Here is a 19279-nt window from a genome sequence, read left to right as displayed (position 1 = left end):
ACCATCTATTGTTGTTGTTGTGCTAACCAGCGTTTCACTGGGCCAAAAGATTGTCGGTGACAGGTTAACACGCCATACGCGTCGATGGCAGCAAAATGGGCCTTGGTTGGATAGCCTTTATGACTGGCAAAGCCAAACTGCGGATACTGTTTGTCCAGCTCAACCATGTCATTGTCACGAGCAACCTTTGCAATAATTGAGGCTGCAGAGATTTGTGGATACAAAGCATCGCCTTTGACTACAGCTTCAGAAGAATAGGCCCACTCAGGTACACGGTTGCCGTCTACCAACACGTGATGAGGTCGAACGGTCAGACCGTCCACTGCGCGCTTCATTGCCAGCATAGTCGCATGCAAAATATTAATACTGTCTATTTCAGCTGGACTCGCCCTGCCAATCGACCAGGCTAACGCTTTTTGTCTAATTTCAGCATCAAGCAGAATACGCTTTTTTTCACTGAGTTTTTTGGAATCATTCAGCCCTTCAATTGGCTGTTTGGGGTCAAGGATAACCGCGGCTGTCACCACATCGCCTACCAGTGGGCCCCTGCCCACTTCGTCTACACCTGCGATCATAGTTACTTTCCTATTAGCGATAATACGGCATCAGCTGATCGGGCATCAGCATTACATTTTAATGACTGGTGTAAAGCAATGAATTTTTCTTCTGTCTCTTGCACTGGCTTTTGTAATTGTTGTTTAAGCAATCTGGCCAGATTATCACCGTTTACCTGCTCTTGTAATACTTCAGGCACAAGTGCTTCATTTGCCAAGATATTCGGCAATGAAAAGAAATCAGGCTTGTACAAGCGCTGCATGATCTTGTAAGTCAGTCCAGACATTTTATATGCAACCACCATGGGGCGTTTACACAACATAGCTTCCAACGACGCCGTCCCGGATGCGAGCAAAATAGCATCGCTGGCAATCATGGCGTCTCTGGAGTGTCCCTGAACTAACTGAATCTTATCGCGAAGATGACCTGGGCAAACATTTTCATCAGCAAGTAGTGCTTCTATTTGCGCATACCTATACCGATTTGCGGCGGGAATTATCGCGCTGTAATTATTGTTGCTATCGAGTTTGTCGAACGCGTCGATGAAGATAGGTAACAAACTGCTAACTTCTTTACTCCTGCTTCCAGGCAGTATCGCCAGTAACTTTTGATTGGTGTTCAGTTCAAGGGCTGTTCGCGCAGCATCTTTACTTGGATGTAAAGGAATGGTGTCAGCCATGGTATGGCCCACAAACTCATAAGGAACGGCATACTTTTCATAGACAGGTGCTTCAAATGGAAACACGCCCATCACCAAGGAGGTAGCTTTGGCGATCTTGTGGATACGCTTTTCGCGCCATGCCCATACCGTTGGACTCACATAGTGCACGGTAGGGATGCCCTGCTTTTTAAGCGCTGCTTCAATTCGCAAGTTAAAATCCGGCGCATCCACACCGACAAAAACATCAGGCGGATTTGCAGCGAAGTGGGCCAGCAACGCTTTTTTCAACTTTAAAATGGCGGGTAATCGCCCTAATACTTCTACCAACCCCATTACCGATAAGGTTTCCATATCAAACAAACTCGTAAAACCTTGAGCTTGCATGTAATGACCACCAATGCCTTCAATAATGGCGTCGGGATATCTTGCACGAATCTCGCGGATCATGCCCGCGGCAAGTAAGTCACCGGATGCTTCTCCGGCGACAATACCTATGCGTAATGGTGGCATGAATTAACGAATAATGCCGCGTTCTGAATGGGCAAGGAAAGTAAGAAGCCTGCCAATCTCTGGGTTACCAGCGCCTGAGGAAGCGATTTTATTGATAGCTTCTTCAAGTGTATTACCTTCACGGTACAGGGTTTTGTATGCGCGTTTAATGGCAGTAATCGTCTCTGAACCAAAACCACGACGACGTAAGCCTTCTGAGTTGATGCCCTGAGGAATATGTTTAGTACCACTGACCATCACAAAAGGAGGTACATCGCGCAGAATGATACCACCACCGCCCATAAAGGCATGCGCGCCAATACGACAAAACTGGTGAACGGCTACACCGCCACCCATTATTGCATAGTCTTCAACGGTAACATGACCAGCAAGGGCAACATTATTGGCCAAAATCACATCGTTACCGACTCTGCAATCGTGCGCGATGTGAGCGTTGACCATCACCAAGTTATTCGAGCCAACTTTGGTGATGCCTTCGTCTTGGATCGTGCCTCTGTGGACAGTAGCACCTTCTCTGAATACGTTGTTGTCACCAATCACCAACTCTGTTGGCTCGCCCTTGTATTTTTTATCCTGGCAGTCTTCACCAATGGACGTGAACTGGAAAAATTGATTTCCGCGACCAATACGGGTTTTTCCTTTCATCACCACATGGGCATGCAACACACAATTGTCGCCAATGCTAACGTCACCATCGATGACACAATAAGGGCCAATAGTTACATTTTCGCCAATACTGGCGTGTTCAGAAACAATTGCGGTTTCATGGATCACGTTAAATACTCTCTCTCATGGCACACATAAACTCTGCTGAACATGCCTCTTCGCCATCAACAGAGGCAACGCCGGAAAACTTCCAAATCCCTCTTCGCTCTTTGATTAGTTTTACGTGCATGTCCATACGGTCTCCGGGTACAACGGGTCGCTTAAAACGCGCTTTGTCGATACCTGCATACAAGTATAGGCTGTCATTTTTGCCCGCGCTTTTAAATCCAAGAACACCGGCAGCTTGTGCCAATGACTCCAAGATCAATACGCCAGGAAAAATAGGCTGATTGGGAAAATGCCCAGTAAAACACGGCTCATTAAACGTAATGTTTTTATACGCGTAAATTTCACTGTTTAATTCATAGTTAGTGACTCTGTCGAGTAACAAAAACGGATAACGGTGGGGCAATAAATCCAGTATTTCTGTGATTTCAATTGCGTTGAGTGCAGTAGTCAAATGCGTCTCCTAAAGCTGACGTCCCAAAATACTGCAAAATGCGTGATTTTGGTGCCAGGTTAAACTCTGGCGGCAAACATACGCGCTTATGGCGAAAAAACAAATCAGACCAACCAACTGGCTGGTCTGATTTTGTTCAATTAGTTCGCTTTATTGATTTCGTCTAACACTTTTTGAGAAATGTCGAATTCAGGTTTAGCGAAAGATGCGGCACCTGCATCAAGCACAAGATCATAGTTCTGGCTGGCAGCAACTGAATCGATAGCATTTTTTATGATACCAAGTAGTACATTGCGCTCTTCTTGAGTACGACGCTGAATATTTTGCTGAAGTGGTTGCCCTTTTTCAGCAAGCTGCTGACGAACATCCAGAATTTTTTGCTGAAGGTCTTCTTTTTCGCTATCGCTCATAGTCGCAGCATCACGCTGTAAGCGCTCAGCATAAAATTGACCGTCTTTTTGCAACTGATTGATTTCATCAATTTGCGTTTTGAATTCTGACTGAATCTTTGCATTGATTTCAGCGGCTTGAGGCATAGCCTGAAACACACCCTGCACATCGATGATAGCAATTTTCTGCTCTGCTAAAACAGGTGCACTGACTAAGCTGGCACCTAACATTGCTGTTGCAATTAAAGATTTTGTTACGTATTTCAAAAGTGGCTCCTATAATTTTCTTGTTGGTCCCACAAACTTTATTAGAAAGTCTGGCCGATATTAAAAGTAAAGAATTTGGCGTCGTCACCTGGGCGATCTTTCAGCGCACGGGAGAAGCTAAACACCATCGGCCCCATTGGTGAGAGCCATTGTACAGAAAGACCTGCCGAAGCGCGATAGAGTTTCCAGTCAGAATAGTCTAACAAAGGATCCTGTGATTGATTTGTCAGGTCTTTTATCGCGTCATAGTCAAATTCAGTGTCCCAAACGTTACCGACATCTAAGAATAGACTGGTGCGAATGGAGTTATCCATTTCTTCTTCAACAAAAGGTGTAGGCACAATCAGCTCAACGCCACCGAGAGCCATGGCATTACCACCTAAGCTTCGTGATGAGAGAAAATAGCTGTCATTAGAAGGACTGCCGGGAATAATGACCCCGTCTGGCCCAGTAATAAACGAACTGCCCTGACGAATAACCCCTCTCGGTCCAACTGTATTGTTCTCAAAGCCGCGTAAGGTATCAGCACCACCCGCGGTAAAGTTTTCGTTAAAGGGTAATATCTGCTCAACGCCGTTCGTGTCGCCATAACCATTACCATATCCCAATCTCAAGCGTGCCAAGAAAGACCAGCGTTGATTACGCGTCAATGGAAAGTAGTACTTGGCATCAAACATAGTCTTGAAGTAGTTCACGTCTGAATTCGGCGTAGTAATACTAAAAGATGCCCGCTGAGACGAACCGGCCGTAGGGTAAACACCTCTGTTGAGCGTGGTTCTCGACCACACAACCGAAGTTAAGAAACTTTGGTATTTCACAGCCGCGTCTGGGTCGTCCTGTAAGAACTGCGCGTAAAACCTGTCTGTTTGCAAGTACCGCGTTTGGTTAAATAACTCTACGTTGGAATACGTTAAGCCGAAGCTAATTCGGTTGAATTCGTTAATTGGGTAGCCAATAGTCGCACCGGCTGACCATTGTTTAGAGTTATACTGAACAACGTTAAAATCACCCCCGTCGAACTCACTGTAACCCACGGAGCCACCCAAACTAATCCCGTCAATAGTGAAGAAGGGATCTGAATAAGATAACTGAATAGACTGTTGATACGACACGGTATTCAGATTTAGCGCTACACGTTTACCCGTTCCCAGGAAGTTATCCTGTTGGATCCCGGCTTGTAGACTCAATTTGGTGCGGTCGCCGTAGCCGATACCCGCAGTAAAGGAGCCTGAAGGCTGCTCTTTAACTGAGAAGTTTACATCTACCTGGTCGTCTTTGCCCGGAATGCGCACTGTATCAAACTCCACTTCCTCCATGTAGGTGAGACGCGAAAGGATGTTTTTCGACGACTCAAGAGATGGGTTTGACAACCAAGTTCCTTCCATTTGAGTGACATTTTGGCGCAACACTTCATCAGAAGTCACATTGTTGCCAAAGAAGTTAATGCGTCGCACATAAATGCGTTTCCCTGGGTCAACAGAAAGGGTTAACTTAACCGTTTTGTCTTCGTCGTTGATTTCAGGGATGGTGGTTACCGTTGGATAGGCATAGCCAAAACGGCCTAAATATTTACTGATAAACTCTTCGGTGTAGGTCACTTCGGCTTGACTGTACAGTTCACCTTCAGTCAGCGGTAAAACCGCCTGAATATACTCTTCGTTTCCTAGCAAGTCACCAATGAGCTCGACGCCGGAGATTGTGTATTGCTCGCCCTCAGAAACGTTCAAAGCAATGTAAATGCCGCTCTTTTCAGGTGTCATTGAAACTTGAGTAGAATCGATATTAAAGCGCAAATAGCCTCTGTCCATATAATAGCTGCGCAGTGTTTCCATATCACCGTTAAGTGTTTGTTGCTGATAACGAGTTTCAGACAGGAAATCCCACCATGGGGTATCGTATTGAAGCTCAAACTGATCCATCAATTCAGCGTCACTGAATATCTCATTACCAACAATATTGATTTGTTCTATTTTGGCCGCATCACCCTCTTCAAAAAGTAACTTAAGGTCAACACGATTTCTTGGTAGCGGTGTTACTATGGCTGTGACATCAGCATTGTATTTACCAATACTGTAGAAGAAATCTTTCAATCCGTTTTCTATCGATGTGAGCACGGTTTTATCTAGGGGTTCCCCAACGCGAATGTCGTTGTCGTTTAGGCTGTCCTGAAGCTGCTCGTCTTTAATATCATCATTACCTTCAAAAATGATATTACTGATAGTAGGACGCTCTGAGACACGAATAACCAGCGTACCGCCGTCACGAAGCACTTCGATATTCTCAAAGTGAGTAGAGGAGTAAAGCGAACGTATCAACTGTGAGGTACGAAACGCATTCATTTCGTCACCGACTTGCACAGGAATGTAGGTCAGTGCTGCACCCAGTGCAACACGCTGTAAGCCTTCTACGCGGATATCCTGAACGACGAATTGTGTTTGGTTATCTTGTGCTGCGGCGCTAGCACACAGGAACAGCCCGGCTGCTACGACTAATTTTAACTTCATTTATATTTTTTCTTCCTGACGCGTTTACTGTCTACTGCCTCTTTTATGACAGTCTTGCTATATCATTGAACAATGCGATGCCCATCAGTGTGAACAAAAGCACACCGCCTATGCGAAAACCAATTTCCTGAACATGCTCTGAAACCGGTTTACCGCGGACCCATTCAACAATGAAGTACATCAAATGCCCCCCATCCAACATGGGCAAAGGCAATAAATTAATAATTCCCAAATTCACGCTTATTAGCGCTAAAAAGCTAAGAAAGTAAACCAGTCCATAGCCCGCGCTTGTGCCAGCACCCTGCGCGATGGAAATTGGGCCACTCAAATTCTTAACCGACACGTCCCCTGTGATCAGTTTGCCGATCATTTCGACGCTCAATACCATCAAGCGCCATGTGCGTTCGATACCCTTGACTGCAGCATCGACAACACCGTACTGATGAACAAAAACCATGTCTTCTGGCCAGGGTTCTGCCGTAGGCACCACCCCTAAAAACCCTCTCAGACCGGTTTCTGTCTCGACACTGTCAAGCGTCACGGGGATCACCACACCGTTGCCATCTCGATTGACTAATACATTCACCGTGGCACCTGGCATAGAAGAAAAAGCTTCAACCCAGTCCTGCCAGCGCGCTATCTTATCATCATTGAGCGCAATTAAAATGTCTCCTTCAGAAAAGCCCGCTCTTTTAGCCGGACTGTTATCTGAAACGACTGCAATCCGATTGGTAATTGCTGGCCTATAAGGCTCAATACCCAAGCTGCGAATCGGCGATGATTTTTCGGGATCGAAAGCCCACCGCTGTAAATCGAGTGTGTAAGTGCGATTGTCATCCAGCGTAATCTGTAACCGTTCGTTACCGATTGCAGAAATAAGTTCAAAATTAATGGCTTCCCAGTCAAGGGTTTTTCTGCCATTGACCTGCGTGATTTCTGCTCCCGCTGGCATATTTGCCTGTGCCGCGATAGACGCCGGCTCAATGTTACCAATCACAGGCCTGACAGTTTGCACGCCAATCAAATACATCACATAGAGGGCAAGTGCAGCAAAGACAAAATTAATGCCAGGACCGGCAAAAATAATGGCCATGCGCTGCAACACAGGTTTGTTGTTAAACGCCTGACTGCGCTGATGCTCTGGTACCTCGTCCACCCGCTCATCAAGCATACTGACATAGCCGCCAAGGGGAATGGCAGCAATCACGTATTCAGTTCCGCTTTTGGATACTTTGGACCAAATTGGCTTGCCGAAGCCGACAGAGAAGCGTTTTACAAAAACGCCACAACGACGAGCCACATAAAAATGCCCCCATTCGTGTACTGCCACCAGAATGCCCAAGGCCACAATAAATGCACCCAAGCTCCAAAAAAAACTAAACACGCTAACTTATCTCTCTTACTATCTTCTCTGCCATATCCCGGGCATTTCTGTCTTCTTCAAGCACCTGTTGGAGTGAGCAAATCTCAGTTGGTTCCAACCGTTGCAGAGTTTCTTTATTGATTGTCTCTATTTGATCGAATCGGATCCGTTCATTCAGGAACGCCTCCACCGCAATTTCATTTGCAGCATTAAGCTGGGTTGTGCGACTTTGTCCAGCCTGACAAGCTTCAATAGCGAGATACAAATTGGGAAAACGCGTCTCGCACGGCGTCGAAAAGGTAAAATCGGCCAGGCGCGAGAAGTCCAGTGCAGCCACACCGGCGTCAATGCGTTCAGGATAAGCCAATCCATGTGCTATCGGTGTACGCATATCAGGGTTCCCCATTTGCGCTATCACGGAACCATCGACATATTGCACCATTGAATGGATGGTGCTTTGAGGGTGAAGCACTACCGTTATATCCTCGGCTTTGGCACCAAATAACCAACACGCTTCGATGAACTCTAAGCCTTTATTCATCATCGTTGCGGAGTCCACTGAGATTTTTCTGCCCATCGACCAGTTAGGGTGTGCACAAGCCTCGTCGGGTGAGATAGTCGAAAACGTTTCAAGGGGCCTGTCCCGGAACGGTCCACCTGAGCCCGTCAGCAGAATTTGACTAATTCCAACCCCCTGCAGATCGCCGTACTCAGCATGACTGGGAAGACACTGAAAAATAGCGTTATGCTCACTGTCTATTGGCAATATTTCAGCGTTTGATTCGTTAGCTGCCTGAATAAATAAAGCGCCTGACATCACTAGGGATTCTTTGTTTGCTAACAGTACACGTTTGCCTGCATTTACCGCCGCCAAGGTCGGGTTTAGGCCGGCTGCACCGACGATGGCAGCCATCACAATATCGACTTCGGGTGCACTGGCCACATCATTCATGTAACGCTCGCCACAAAGGATTTCAGCCTGAATATTCAACTCTTCGGCTATGTGCTTTGCGTGCTGAAAGCGTGACTCGTCAGCAATAACAACATAACGACATGCACAGGCTTTTGCCTGTTGCAGTAGTTTTTCAATTTGACTGTTACCGGTAATGGCAAACACGCGATATTTGTCAGGGTGCCTGGCAATGACATCAAGTGTATTACATCCAATTGAGCCTGTTGCCCCCAATACCGTGACTGTTTGCATTATGCCATCCACACCACATAACAGAATGCAAATACGGGGAATGCAGCCGTTAAACTATCGATGCGATCAAGTACGCCACCGTGACCAGGAAGTAACTTGCCGCTGTCTTTAATGCCCGCACAACGTTTAAACATACTTTCGTTTAAATCGCCTAAGGCCGACACAGCCACGGTTACCCCCCCGATAACAAGGTGAAGCCATATGCGAGAGGGTTCCACTTGATAATGCAGCGCGGCAAAAGCAATAATGGCAAAAGAAGCAGCAATACCGCCAAGTAAACCTTCAATGGTTTTGCCCGGTGATACGTTAGGCCGTAGCTTGTGTCGACCGAATTTTACACCGACAAAAAAAGCGCCAATATCTGCTGCCCACACAATGCCCAAAACGTAAAAGATCAGTGATGCACCGTAGTAAGCGTCTACCTCGTACAGGCTGTTGCGCAGTGTCACAACCGCCACCCAAGTGGGAACGAGTGTTAGCAGTCCAAACAACCCCCTGACTTTCCAGCTGTTGCGCCATATCGCGGTATATTTGGGATACGCTAAAATCATGCCTAATGAAGCAAGCCACCACACCACAGAGGCACCCAAAATATAGGTATACAAATTATTAAGCTCGCCTTGCAACCAAATCGCCTGCGCATCTACAAAGGCGATCAGTAGCGCGCAGATGCCCGCAATAACCCCAGCATAAGCCGCTTTATACTGCCTAGCCTTGATGCCCGACATATTCGCCCATTCATAGGCACCCAATGCGACAACGCCAGCGATAACCCATTGAAAATAAACGGTTGGCAAAAATAAGATAGCGGTAAGTGCGGCTGGCGCAAGGATGAGCGCGGTAATGATACGTTGCTTGAGCATTGACATAGAACTATTCCGTAACCGCAGGCATTACCTGCTCACCTGTCAGGCCAAAGCGTCTTTGGCGCTCGGCAAAGTCATCGATAGCTTGTTGAAAAACGGCCTCAGTAAAATCTGGCCAAAGTGTGGGGGTAAAGTACAATTCGGCATAGGCACATTGCCAAAGAAGAAAATTACTGACCCGGCATTCCCCTCCCGTTCTTATCAGAAGGTCTAGCTCAGGTAACCCGGCCGTTGACATACAGGCGTCTAGCGTATCCTCGGTAATATCATCGGGGCTCAACTCGCCTGCTCCCACTTGACGAGCAACCTGCTGACAGGCATTTACGACATCCCAACGACCGCCATAATTAGCGGCTATATTAAGGATCAAATCATCATTTTCTGCCGTTAGCGCTTCTGCCTTAGCTATTTTGTCGGTGAGTTTAGTGTCAAAACGACGCAAGTCGCCAATCACTTTGAGTCGCACGCCATTCTTTTTCAGCCGCTTTACTTCACTGTTTAACACAAGGTTAAACAGGTCCATGAGCACTGACACTTCTTCTTCAGGGCGTTTCCAGTTTTCGCTACTAAACGCGAACAGCGTCAATGATTTAATGCCAGCGCTACGGGCGAATTTAACCGCAGCTCTGACAGCGTCAACACCGGCCTTGTGGCCAAATGTACGAATTTTACCTTTTTGCTTTGCCCAGCGACCGTTACCATCCATGATGATAGCGACGTGCTGGGGCAAATTTTGTTGCTGCATATTAGCGTTATACTTCCATTAATTCCGTTTCTTTGTCACTAAGCATCTGATCCACTTTTTTGATGAATTCATTGGTTAGCGACTGAACATTTTCCTCTCCAGCGCGACTTTCATCTTCGCTGATTTCCTTTTCCTTGAGGAGTTCTTTAATATCACTGTTTGCATCGCGACGAATGTTGCGAATAGCCACTCTGCCTTGTTCAGCTTCTCCACGCACAACACGAATAAGGTCTTTACGACGCTCTTCGGTAAGTGGCGGCATAGGAATGCGGATAACTGTTCCGGCACTCATTGGATTTAAGCCTAAATCCGCTTGCATAATGGCTTTTTCAACAGCAGCTGACACGCTTTTATCAAAAACAGTTAGCGCCAGGGTTCTGCTGTCTTCAGCAACCACGTTGGCCACTTGTTTGAGCGGGGTATCGGCACCGTAATAAGGCACCATGATGCCATCTAAAAGACTGGGATGAGCACGGCCCGTGCGAATTTTGCTAAGCTGGCTCTTAAGCGCGCTAATGCTTTTTTCCATTCGCTCACGCGCGTCTTTTTCTATTTCGTCTATCACGCTACTTATCCTATTCTATTGATTTACACTTTCTACATTATCAATCAGTGTGCCCACATCTTCACCGAGCACGACACTTTTTAGGCATCCTGGCTTGTTCATATTGAACACGCGGATGGGTAAACCATGGTCACGGGCCAGCGTAAATGCAGACAAGTCCATGACCTTGAGTTCTTTCTCAAGTACTTCCTGATAACTCAGTTGTTTGTACAGAGTCGCGTCGGGGTTTTTCACCGGATCATCACTAAACACACCGTCAACTTTTGTCGCCTTTAAAACCGCGTCAGCTTCAATTTCTATGCCGCGCAAGCAAGCCGCTGAGTCTGTGGTGAAAAAGGGGTTTCCTGTGCCCGCGGAGAAGATTACCACTCTGCCAGATTTAAGCAAACTAATGGCTTCAGCCCAGTTGTATGCGTCACACACACCATTCAAAGGAATGGCAGACATAAGACGAGCATTAACAAATGCTCTGTGCAGGGCATCGCGCATTGCCAAACCATTCATCACAGTGGCTAACATGCCCATGTGGTCACCAACAACTCGGTTCATGCCGGCTCTGGCAAGGCCCTCACCGCGAAACAGGTTGCCGCCGCCAATTACCAGTCCAACCTGGACACCCATCTCTACAAGCTCTTTGATTTCTGTGGCCATGCGGTCAAGCACTTTGGGGTCAATGCCAAACCCCTCTTCGCCCATCAGGGCTTCACCACTTAATTTTAACAGAATTCGTCGGTAGGCTGATTTTGGCGTCATGCTCATAACTGGAAGTGACCTCGTATATGTACTTTTAGGTTCTCATAAAAAAGCACCTCCGAAGAGGTGCTTAAGTGTAACTAACTATTGCCTTTGGCAAAAGGTTAAGACGCTAATTATTTCTTAGCGGCTTCCATTTGCGCAGCTACTTCAGCGGCAAAGTCTTCAGTTTTCTTCTCGATACCTTCACCCACTTCAAAACGCACGAAGTTGATGACGTCAGCGCCTTTGCTCTTCAGCAAATCACCTACAGACGTTGAAGGATCTTTAACGAAAGGTTGACCAGTCAAGCTGATTTCGCCGGTGAATTTCTTCATACGGCCAACAACCATCTTTTCTGCGATGTCAGCAGGCTTGCCAGACTGAACCGCAATTTCAACCTGAATGGCTTTTTCTTTCTCGACCACTTCAGCAGGAACGTCTTCAGGCTTAACAAACTGAGGGCTTGCAGCTGCAACGTGCATTGCAACGTCTTTAGCAAGATCAGCTTCACCGCCATTAAGAATAGAGATAACGCCGATACGACCGCCGTGGACATATGCACCAAGGTTGTCACCTTCAACATTGATAACACGACGAGGTGAAATGTTTTCACCAATCTTTGCGACTAGCGCATCGCGTGTCTCAGCAACAGTTGAACCGTTAAGGTCAGCTGCGTTAAGTGCGTCAATGTCGTTGAAACCATTTGCTGCCGCTAGGTCTAGGATTTGCTTACCAAATGCCAAGAAACCTTCATCACGTGCAACGAAGTCAGTCTCACAGTTTAGTTCAAGCATAGTCGCTTTGTTGCCGTCAACTTTGGTTAAGATAACACCTTCAGCTGCGATACGACCTGCTTTTTTAGCCGCTTTAGCCTGTCCAGATTTACGCATGTTTTCGATTGCTAGCTCGATATCACCGTCAGTTTCAACAAGTGCTTTTTTACAATCTAGCATTCCAGCGCCAGTACGCTCGCGCAATTCTTTAACAAGGGCTGCAGTCACTGCCATTTTATTAATCCTCAATCAGAGTTTAAAAAGAAAATTATTCTGCTGCTTCGACGAAGTCGTCTTTTTCAGCTTGTACTTCTAGGTTGCTTTCGCGGCCCGAATTGATCGAGTCAGCAGCTGCATCTAGATACAATTGAATTGCACGGATCGCATCGTCGTTACCTGGAATGATGTAATCAACACCGTCAGGGTTTGAGTTAGTATCAACAACACCAATTACTGGGATACCCAGGTTGCGTGCTTCTGTTACTGCGATGTGCTCGTGATCTGCATCGATAACAAAGATAGCGTCAGGTAGACCGCCCATGTCTTTGATACCACCAAGGCTGCTTTCTAGCTTATCCATTTCACGCTGAAGCATAAGGGCTTCTTTTTTGGTCAGCTTTTCAAACGTACCGTCTTGGCTTTGTTGCTCAAGGTCTTTCAAACGCTTAATTGACTGGCGAACTGTTTTCCAGTTAGTCAACATACCGCCCAACCAACGCTTGTTCACGTAGAACTGGTCGCACTTAAGTGCAGCATCTTTAACCGCATCGCTCGCCGCACGCTTTGTGCCAACAAACAAAATTTTGCCTTTTTTAGATGCAACACCTGAAAGGTAGTTAAGCGCGTCATTAAATAAAGGAACGGTTTTTTCTAGGTTAATGATGTGAACCTTGTTACGTGCGCCAAAAATGAAAGGCTTCATTTTTGGGTTCCAGTAACGGGTTTGGTGACCGAAGTGAACACCAGCTTTGAGCATGTCACGCATTGACACGTTTGCCATAATATTTTCCTCTTGGGGTTAGGCCTCCATACACCCTCGCTATCGATCCACGCTACTCAAATATAAGTAGAGAAGACACCCCGACAACGGGTCTTAGTGTATGTGTGTTTTAAATTAAATTAGTGTGCTTCTTGAGAAGCGCGCGCTTTATACCATGACGCAGATACAAAAACAAGTTTGCAGCTCAATTATGGCACTATACAAGTGTTCGCTGAGTGGTTAACATACTGCGGACTATTGTATGTGGTCATTCTTCGTAGTTCCGAGAGAATGATGAAGAGGGGGTTATTAAAAATAAACACGCCGTGAACCCATCCCTGGGGGCTCTGCTTCGGCATCCATGCCTCAGAAGGTTTATTTTTAATAACCCCCTCTTCATCACCCTCTCTAGCGATCCATCAACATTATAAAGACTGGAGTTGTTCATATCGTGGCAGCAATAATTAAGACAGCTGAAGAAATCGAAAAAATGCGTGTGGCAGGTAAATTAGCATCAGAAGTGCTGATGATGATTGGCGAGCATGTCAAAAAAGGTGTAACAACCGATGAGCTGAATACGATCTGCCACAATTACATCGTTGATGTGCAAGGTGGTATCCCTGCCCCGCTGAATTACGGTCACCCACCCTTTCCAAAATCTATCTGTACGTCTGTGAATCATGTTATTTGTCATGGCATTCCATCGGACAAAAAGCTAAAAGACGGCGATATCATCAACATTGATGTAACAGTGATTAAAGACGGTTACCACGGCGACACATCAAAGATGTTTGTTGTTGGCAAGCCAAGCATCTTGGCAGAGCGCTTAATAAGAGTGACCCAAGAGTCTTTATATAAAGCTATCGAAATAGTGAAGCCTGGTACCACCTTGGGTGATATTGGCCATATTATTCAACAATATGTTGAGAAGCACGATTATTCCATTGTTCGAGAATATTGCGGCCATGGTATTGGTGCTACCTTCCATGAAGAACCACAGGTTGTGCACTATGGCACTCCGGGTAAAGGTGAAGTGTTAAAGCCGGGCATGTGTTTTACTATAGAACCCATGGTCAATGCAGGTAAGCGTCATTCAAAAATATTGCCCGATAAATGGACTGTGGTGACCAAAGACAGAAGCCTAAGTGCACAGTGGGAGCACACTTTGCTTGTGCTTGAAGATGGCGTGGAAATTCTTACCTTACGCGACGATGAAACCATCGAACGCGTAATAAGGCACAGTTAATTTATCGTGACTGAATCCCACACACACACCTTCAAAAAACTGCTTAGCGAGATTCAGTCACTCGACAGTCTTACCGACCTTAAAGGATGGCGAAGCCTCGTTGAACGAAGCTATGCATGGCTTGATGCGTCATTTAATCAGTCTGATATTCACGATTTGGTTACAGGCCGCGCTGAATTTGTTGATGCACTTTTAGCCCATGCCTGGGACTTGTCAAAATTAGCTGAGGACTCCCAAATCGCGCTGTGTGCAGTGGGCGGTTATGGCAGAGGCCACTTACAACCCCATTCAGATATCGATTTGCTGATTGTTAGTAAAAAAGCGCTGTCTGAGGATACCAAAGAGCGCATTAGCACGTTTATCACCTTTTTGTGGGACATAAAGCTCGATATTGGTCAGTCGGTACGCACAATAAAAGAGTGTGTCAAGTTGGCCAAAAGTGACCTGACCATCACCACAAATCTGGTTGAGTTGCGTTATCTAGCCGGCTCAGGCGGCATTTTTGATACTCTATGGCGAGAGGTAAATGAGAAACACCGATGGTCAAGTAAAGCCTTTTTTCTCGCCAAATCAAAAGAACAATCTGAAAGACACGCTAAATTTAATGGCACAGCCTATAACCTGGAACCTAATATCAAGGAGAATCCGGGTTGCTTAAGAGATATTCAGACAATCGCCTGGGTCGCTAAACAGCACTTCAGGGAATACGATGGACAGAGCCTGGTAGGCCATGGCTACATGACTGACGCCGAGCATAGTGAGTTGGTTGAATGCCGTATGCACCTCTGGCGTCTGCGCTTTGCATTGCATCTAATATCCGGACGAAGTGAAAACCGTCTTCTGTTTGATTACCAGCCTGAAGTGGCGGCAAAAATGGGTTATCCGGGAGAAGGGAAAGCCCCAGTAGAAGCCATGATGCGTGACTTTTTTCGGGTAATTAGCCGCATATCAGAGCTCAATAGCATGCTTTTGCTGCGCTTTAATGACGACATATTGCAGACTAAACACGAAAAAGCGGTGCCACTTAACGATGACTTCGCTCGTGAGAAGCACCTGATTGCGCCTAGGCATGCGCATGTATTCCCCACACCTGAGTCTTTATTGGATTTCTTAGCCGTCATTGCTGACACGCCAGAGGTCTCGGGGTTAAGCACGGACTGCATTCGTCAATTGCGCAATGCAAGGCGCGCGTTTAAAGACCAATACTACTGCGAGCGACCTGCGTGTCGTGAAAAGTTCATGAACCTGATGAAAAATCCCAACTTTTTTAACTACGCCTGGGACGTCATGCATGGTTTTAAAATACTTCAAGGGTACCTGCCTGCATGGGATCAAATCGTTGGTATGATGCAATTTGATTTGTTTCACGCCTACACGGTTGATGAACATACCCACAGGTTAGTTAAGCATGTCGCTGCTTATTTCGACCCTGAAGATAAGCGCTTTCCTCGCTGCAGTCGTATTGCAAAAAATTTGGACAAACCCGAGCTACTCTACTTAGCGGCCATTTTTCACGACATTGCCAAGGGCCGAAATGGCGATCATTCCGTGCTCGGCGAACAAGACGTACAAGCATTTTGTCAAAGCCATGGTCTGCCAACGGCTGACGGCGATATGATTGCCTGGCTGGTACGCCATCATTTGTTGATGTCAGTAGTAGCGCAAAGGCGAGATATTTACGATCCGGACGTCATTCACGACTTTGCTTCAACTGTGAAAAGCCATTTGCACCTTAATCTGCTATACGCGTTAACGCTGGCCGATATTCGGGCAACCAATGACAACCTGTGGAACGACTGGAAAGCGTCGCTGCTCAGAGAGCTGTATTTGATGACGCAAAAGGCATTGGACAACGGGCTTCAATGCAAAATCACTTTGAGTGAACGCGTGGCTGAGCACAAGCAAAAGACACTGGACGCCTTGCGTGAGGAAGGGTTAGACATTAGCGAGGCAGAAACCTTGTGGAGTCGCTTTGACGACGATTATTTCAGCCGTTTTAAACCCAACCAAATCGCGTGGCACACAAAGCAAATACTAGCCTATGAAAAGGGCCCTGAAGAAGAGCTGTTGATTAAAGCCAACGACAATAGCGCAAAGGGTGGCACCGAATTCCTTATCTACGGAAAAGACCGCCCCGCCCTGTTTGCACAAATCGCTAGCGTACTGGACAGTAAAAATTGCTCCATTCACGATGCGCAAATTATGGTGACTCATGACGATTACGTATTCGACAGCCTGCTGGTTCTCGAAAATGACGGTACTCGGCTTGGTTCACAGCGACGAATTGACGAACTGGAACAGGCAATTTTGGAACAAATGCGTAAACCAGGCCGGTCACACGAAAACACTAGACGCATGTCACGACGAATGCGTCAACTTGATGTTCCTGTAAAAATCAGGTTTTACAGCAGAGGTGATGATGCCACCTTAGTAGAATTAGAAGCCTTAGACGCGCCAGGCTTACTGGCGAAAATCGGGCATGCTTTTGTCGATTGCTACATGACCCTTAAACTTGCAAAAATTTCCACCATTGGCGAACGAGCCGAAGATGTCTTTATAATAAGTAATGCCATGGGCAAATCTCTTACCCCACAAGAACAGATAAATCTAAAACAACGTCTCCTTTATAAACTTGATCAACTTGAAGATATTTCCATCGAATGAATACATTACAATCTATTATCGAAGAAGCTTTTGAACAGCGCGATTCTATTACACCGACACATGCCGATCCGTCAGTGAAGCAAGCGGTAGCTGATGCTATTGCGCTGTTAAACAGTGGGCAAGCAAGAGTCGCTGAGAAAATTGCGGGTGAGTGGGTAGTGCATCAATGGCTGAAAAAAGCGGTATTACTTTATTTTCGCTTGCATAACAATGACGTGATCGACGGCGCTGAAACGCTGTACTACGACAAGGTGCCGCTAAAATTTAAAGACTACACAGCAGAGCAGTTTGCCCAGGAAGGTATGCGCGTTGTGCCACCTGCGGCAGTCAGAACAGGTTCATTTATTGGCAAGAACGTTGTATTGATGCCTTCTTATGTCAATATTGGCGCCTTTGTTGATGAAGGTACCATGGTAGATACCTGGGCCACCGTAGGCTCGTGCGCGCAAATTGGCAAGCATGTTCACTTGTCAGGTGGCGTAGGCATTGGTGGCGTATTGGAGCCACTTCAGGCCAACCCGACGATTATTGAAGACAATTGCTTCATTGGTGCGCGTAGCGAAATTGTTGAAGGTGTCGTGGTTGAAGAAGGCGCTGTGATTTCTATGGGCGTGTATATCGGTCAAAGTACGCGTATTTACGACCGAGAAACTGGTGAAATCCACTATGGCAGAGTCCCTGCTGGCTCAGTGGTGGTATCCGGTACCTTGCCTTCAAGCAGCGGCGACTGTCAGTTATATGCCGCCATCATTGTGAAGAAAGTAGATGCTAAAACCCGTGCAAAAGTGGGTATCAATGCACTACTAAGAAGTGCTGAATAAGGCTTTCAATTAACTGGCATCTTACGATGCCAGTTTATCCAGAATACTGTCTACCCATGCAATAACTTCAGCCTCAGGCTCAAGCGTTTCAATGGCATCCACCTCTAACATTGGCGCAATCGGTTGCCCCTGCAACTCTTCCAGTAATGCAAATACCTGTTTGCCACCACCACAATAAGTGTCGCCATAACTGCTATCACCCAATGCAGCAACCGCAAATGGCTTTTGGTTGAGCAAAGGAAAAGTACTCTTTAGATCATCCACCCACCATTCAAGATTAGGTGGCACATCGCCCTGCCCTGTCGTAGAGGTAACAACAAGCACCGCTTCGGCGTTTTTGAGCGCATCAACGTCAGGCTCCTCAACGACTTTCGCCGCTATCCCCTTGTCACTTAAATGTGACGCAACATCTTCTGCCACTTGTTGAGCATTACCGTAAACAGAACCATAAAAAATGCTGACTTCAGCCATCGAACGACCCTTATAGTGAAAATTGTGCCAACTGCGTTAAGCAGGATTCAAAGTTCTCAGAACGCGGAGAGGATACCATAACTGTGCGCCCGGTTTTAGGGTGCACAAACTGAATTGAGATACAACTCAGCGCCAGGTGCTCACAGCCAAACTGTGCGCGCATAAAGGCATTTTGTTTACCGTCACCATGGGTGGTATCGCCAACAATGGGGTGGCGAATATGCGCCATGTGTCTGCGTAACTGGTGTTTTCGCCCCGTATAAAGCCCAAGTTCAACCAAGCTGTATCGCCCTGTTTTGTAACGTCCTACCGGATAAGGAGCTTGATAATGTTGTATCGACTGGTAGTAAGACATAGCCTGCTGCACATTGTCCTCGCGTTTGTGCTTTTCTGCTATTTTGTCGGGTTCGTAACGCAGTGGATAGTCGATGATCCCAGCCCCTTTTACCCAGCCTCGCACCAATGCCTGATAGCGCTTTTGCACACCACGGTCCCAATTTTTCTGTAACAGAGCAACCGTATCTGGGGAAAATGCAAACAAAAGCACACCCGATGTCGGCCTGTCGAGCCTATGCACTGGATAAACATGTCTTCCCACCTGGTCTCGTAATTGTTGAACCGCAAAATGCTGTGCACGCTTGTCTAACGGGCTTCTGTGAACCAGTAACCCTGACGGTTTGTTAATGGCGATCACGCAATCATCCTGGTAAAGAATGGACAATGGTTGGTTGTTCAC

19 protein-coding genes are annotated in these 19279 nt (G+C 46.5%); 3 read left to right on the top strand and 16 right to left on the bottom strand.

All coding sequences use genetic code 11. The features are described 5' to 3' along the window. Positions 1 to 5: 5 nt before the first annotated feature. From rnhB to rpsB, 14 genes are all read right to left on the bottom strand, one after another. A complete protein-coding gene (gene rnhB, locus DRW07_RS02910; RefSeq protein ID WP_124026377.1) occupies positions 6 to 575 on the bottom strand; it encodes a ribonuclease HII in 570 nt (189 codons plus the stop codon). 2 nt (positions 576 to 577) lie between these two features. Beyond that, the gene (lpxB, locus tag DRW07_RS02905; protein ID WP_124026376.1) at positions 578 to 1726 is read right to left on the bottom strand and encodes a lipid-A-disaccharide synthase; all 1149 of its coding nucleotides are present in this window, start codon (positions 1724 to 1726) and stop codon (positions 578 to 580) included. A gap of 3 nt (positions 1727 to 1729) precedes the next feature. Next, a complete protein-coding gene (gene lpxA, locus DRW07_RS02900; RefSeq protein WP_124026375.1) occupies positions 1730 to 2500 on the bottom strand; it encodes an acyl-ACP--UDP-N-acetylglucosamine O-acyltransferase in 771 nt (256 codons plus the stop codon). A 1-nt stretch (position 2501) separates the two neighbouring features. Further along, positions 2502 to 2951 carry a 3-hydroxyacyl-ACP dehydratase FabZ gene (fabZ, locus tag DRW07_RS02895; RefSeq protein ID WP_124026374.1) on the bottom strand — a complete coding sequence of 150 codons (450 nt, stop codon included), beginning with the start codon at positions 2949 to 2951 and terminating at the stop codon, positions 2502 to 2504. A 140-nt stretch (positions 2952 to 3091) separates the two neighbouring features. Then, positions 3092 to 3607 carry an OmpH/Skp family outer membrane protein gene (locus tag DRW07_RS02890; protein ID WP_124026373.1) on the bottom strand — a complete coding sequence of 172 codons (516 nt, stop codon included), beginning with the start codon at positions 3605 to 3607 and terminating at the stop codon, positions 3092 to 3094. A gap of 41 nt (positions 3608 to 3648) precedes the next feature. Then, entirely contained in the window at positions 3649 to 6111 is a 2463-nt protein-coding gene (gene bamA / locus DRW07_RS02885) for an outer membrane protein assembly factor BamA (RefSeq protein WP_124026372.1), read from the bottom strand. A gap of 43 nt (positions 6112 to 6154) precedes the next feature. Beyond that, positions 6155 to 7495 (bottom strand): sigma E protease regulator RseP, encoded by a 1341-nt coding sequence (gene rseP / locus DRW07_RS02880; protein WP_124026371.1) that lies wholly within the window; start codon positions 7493 to 7495, stop codon positions 6155 to 6157. Position 7496: 1 nt separating this feature from the next. Further along, entirely contained in the window at positions 7497 to 8678 is a 1182-nt protein-coding gene (gene ispC, locus DRW07_RS02875; RefSeq protein ID WP_124026370.1) for a 1-deoxy-D-xylulose-5-phosphate reductoisomerase, read from the bottom strand. Next, positions 8678 to 9541 (bottom strand): phosphatidate cytidylyltransferase, encoded by an 864-nt coding sequence (locus DRW07_RS02870; RefSeq protein ID WP_124026832.1) that lies wholly within the window; start codon positions 9539 to 9541, stop codon positions 8678 to 8680. The genes ispC and DRW07_RS02870 overlap by 1 nt, the downstream gene beginning before the upstream one ends. A gap of 10 nt (positions 9542 to 9551) precedes the next feature. Next, complete coding sequence (gene uppS / locus DRW07_RS02865) at positions 9552 to 10289, bottom strand: polyprenyl diphosphate synthase (protein WP_124026369.1); 738 nt, start codon at positions 10287 to 10289, stop codon at positions 9552 to 9554. Between the two features lie 7 nt (positions 10290 to 10296). Then, complete coding sequence (gene frr / locus DRW07_RS02860; RefSeq protein WP_124026368.1) at positions 10297 to 10854, bottom strand: ribosome recycling factor; 558 nt, start codon at positions 10852 to 10854, stop codon at positions 10297 to 10299. 15 nt (positions 10855 to 10869) lie between these two features. Beyond that, a complete protein-coding gene (gene pyrH, locus DRW07_RS02855) occupies positions 10870 to 11613 on the bottom strand; it encodes a UMP kinase (RefSeq protein WP_124026367.1) in 744 nt (247 codons plus the stop codon). A 110-nt stretch (positions 11614 to 11723) separates the two neighbouring features. Beyond that, complete coding sequence (gene tsf, locus DRW07_RS02850; RefSeq protein WP_124026366.1) at positions 11724 to 12596, bottom strand: translation elongation factor Ts; 873 nt, start codon at positions 12594 to 12596, stop codon at positions 11724 to 11726. A 34-nt stretch (positions 12597 to 12630) separates the two neighbouring features. Beyond that, a complete protein-coding gene (gene rpsB / locus DRW07_RS02845) occupies positions 12631 to 13362 on the bottom strand; it encodes a 30S ribosomal protein S2 (protein ID WP_124026365.1) in 732 nt (243 codons plus the stop codon). A 430-nt stretch (positions 13363 to 13792) separates the two neighbouring features. Here rpsB and map point away from each other — a divergent pair, with 430 nt between their 5' ends. The 3 genes from map to dapD are packed head-to-tail and all read left to right on the top strand — an operon-like array spanning position 13793 to position 18072. Continuing rightward, positions 13793 to 14587 carry a type I methionyl aminopeptidase gene (gene map / locus DRW07_RS02840; protein WP_124026364.1) on the top strand — a complete coding sequence of 265 codons (795 nt, stop codon included), beginning with the start codon at positions 13793 to 13795 and terminating at the stop codon, positions 14585 to 14587. A 6-nt stretch (positions 14588 to 14593) separates the two neighbouring features. Then, positions 14594 to 17251, top strand: coding sequence for a [protein-PII] uridylyltransferase (glnD, locus tag DRW07_RS02835; RefSeq protein ID WP_124026363.1), 2658 nt, complete (start codon positions 14594 to 14596; stop codon positions 17249 to 17251). Then, a complete protein-coding gene (dapD, locus tag DRW07_RS02830) occupies positions 17248 to 18072 on the top strand; it encodes a 2,3,4,5-tetrahydropyridine-2,6-dicarboxylate N-succinyltransferase (RefSeq protein ID WP_124026362.1) in 825 nt (274 codons plus the stop codon). The genes glnD and dapD overlap by 4 nt, the downstream gene beginning before the upstream one ends. A gap of 21 nt (positions 18073 to 18093) precedes the next feature. Here the strand turns inward: dapD and DRW07_RS02825 are convergent, their stop codons facing one another. Next, positions 18094 to 18543, bottom strand: a complete 450-nt coding sequence (locus tag DRW07_RS02825; RefSeq protein WP_124026361.1) for a flavodoxin domain-containing protein — start codon at positions 18541 to 18543, stop codon at positions 18094 to 18096. Positions 18544 to 18553: 10 nt separating this feature from the next. After that, a complete protein-coding gene (locus tag DRW07_RS02820; protein ID WP_124026360.1) occupies positions 18554 to 19279 on the bottom strand; it encodes a pseudouridine synthase in 726 nt (241 codons plus the stop codon).

The organism is Paralteromonas sediminis, from assembly GCF_003820355.1.
Taxonomy (GTDB): domain Bacteria; phylum Pseudomonadota; class Gammaproteobacteria; order Enterobacterales; family Alteromonadaceae; genus Alteromonas_F; species Alteromonas_F sediminis.
Note: the sequence above shows the minus strand (reverse complement) of the source record. Positions and strands in the feature narration are given on the sequence as shown.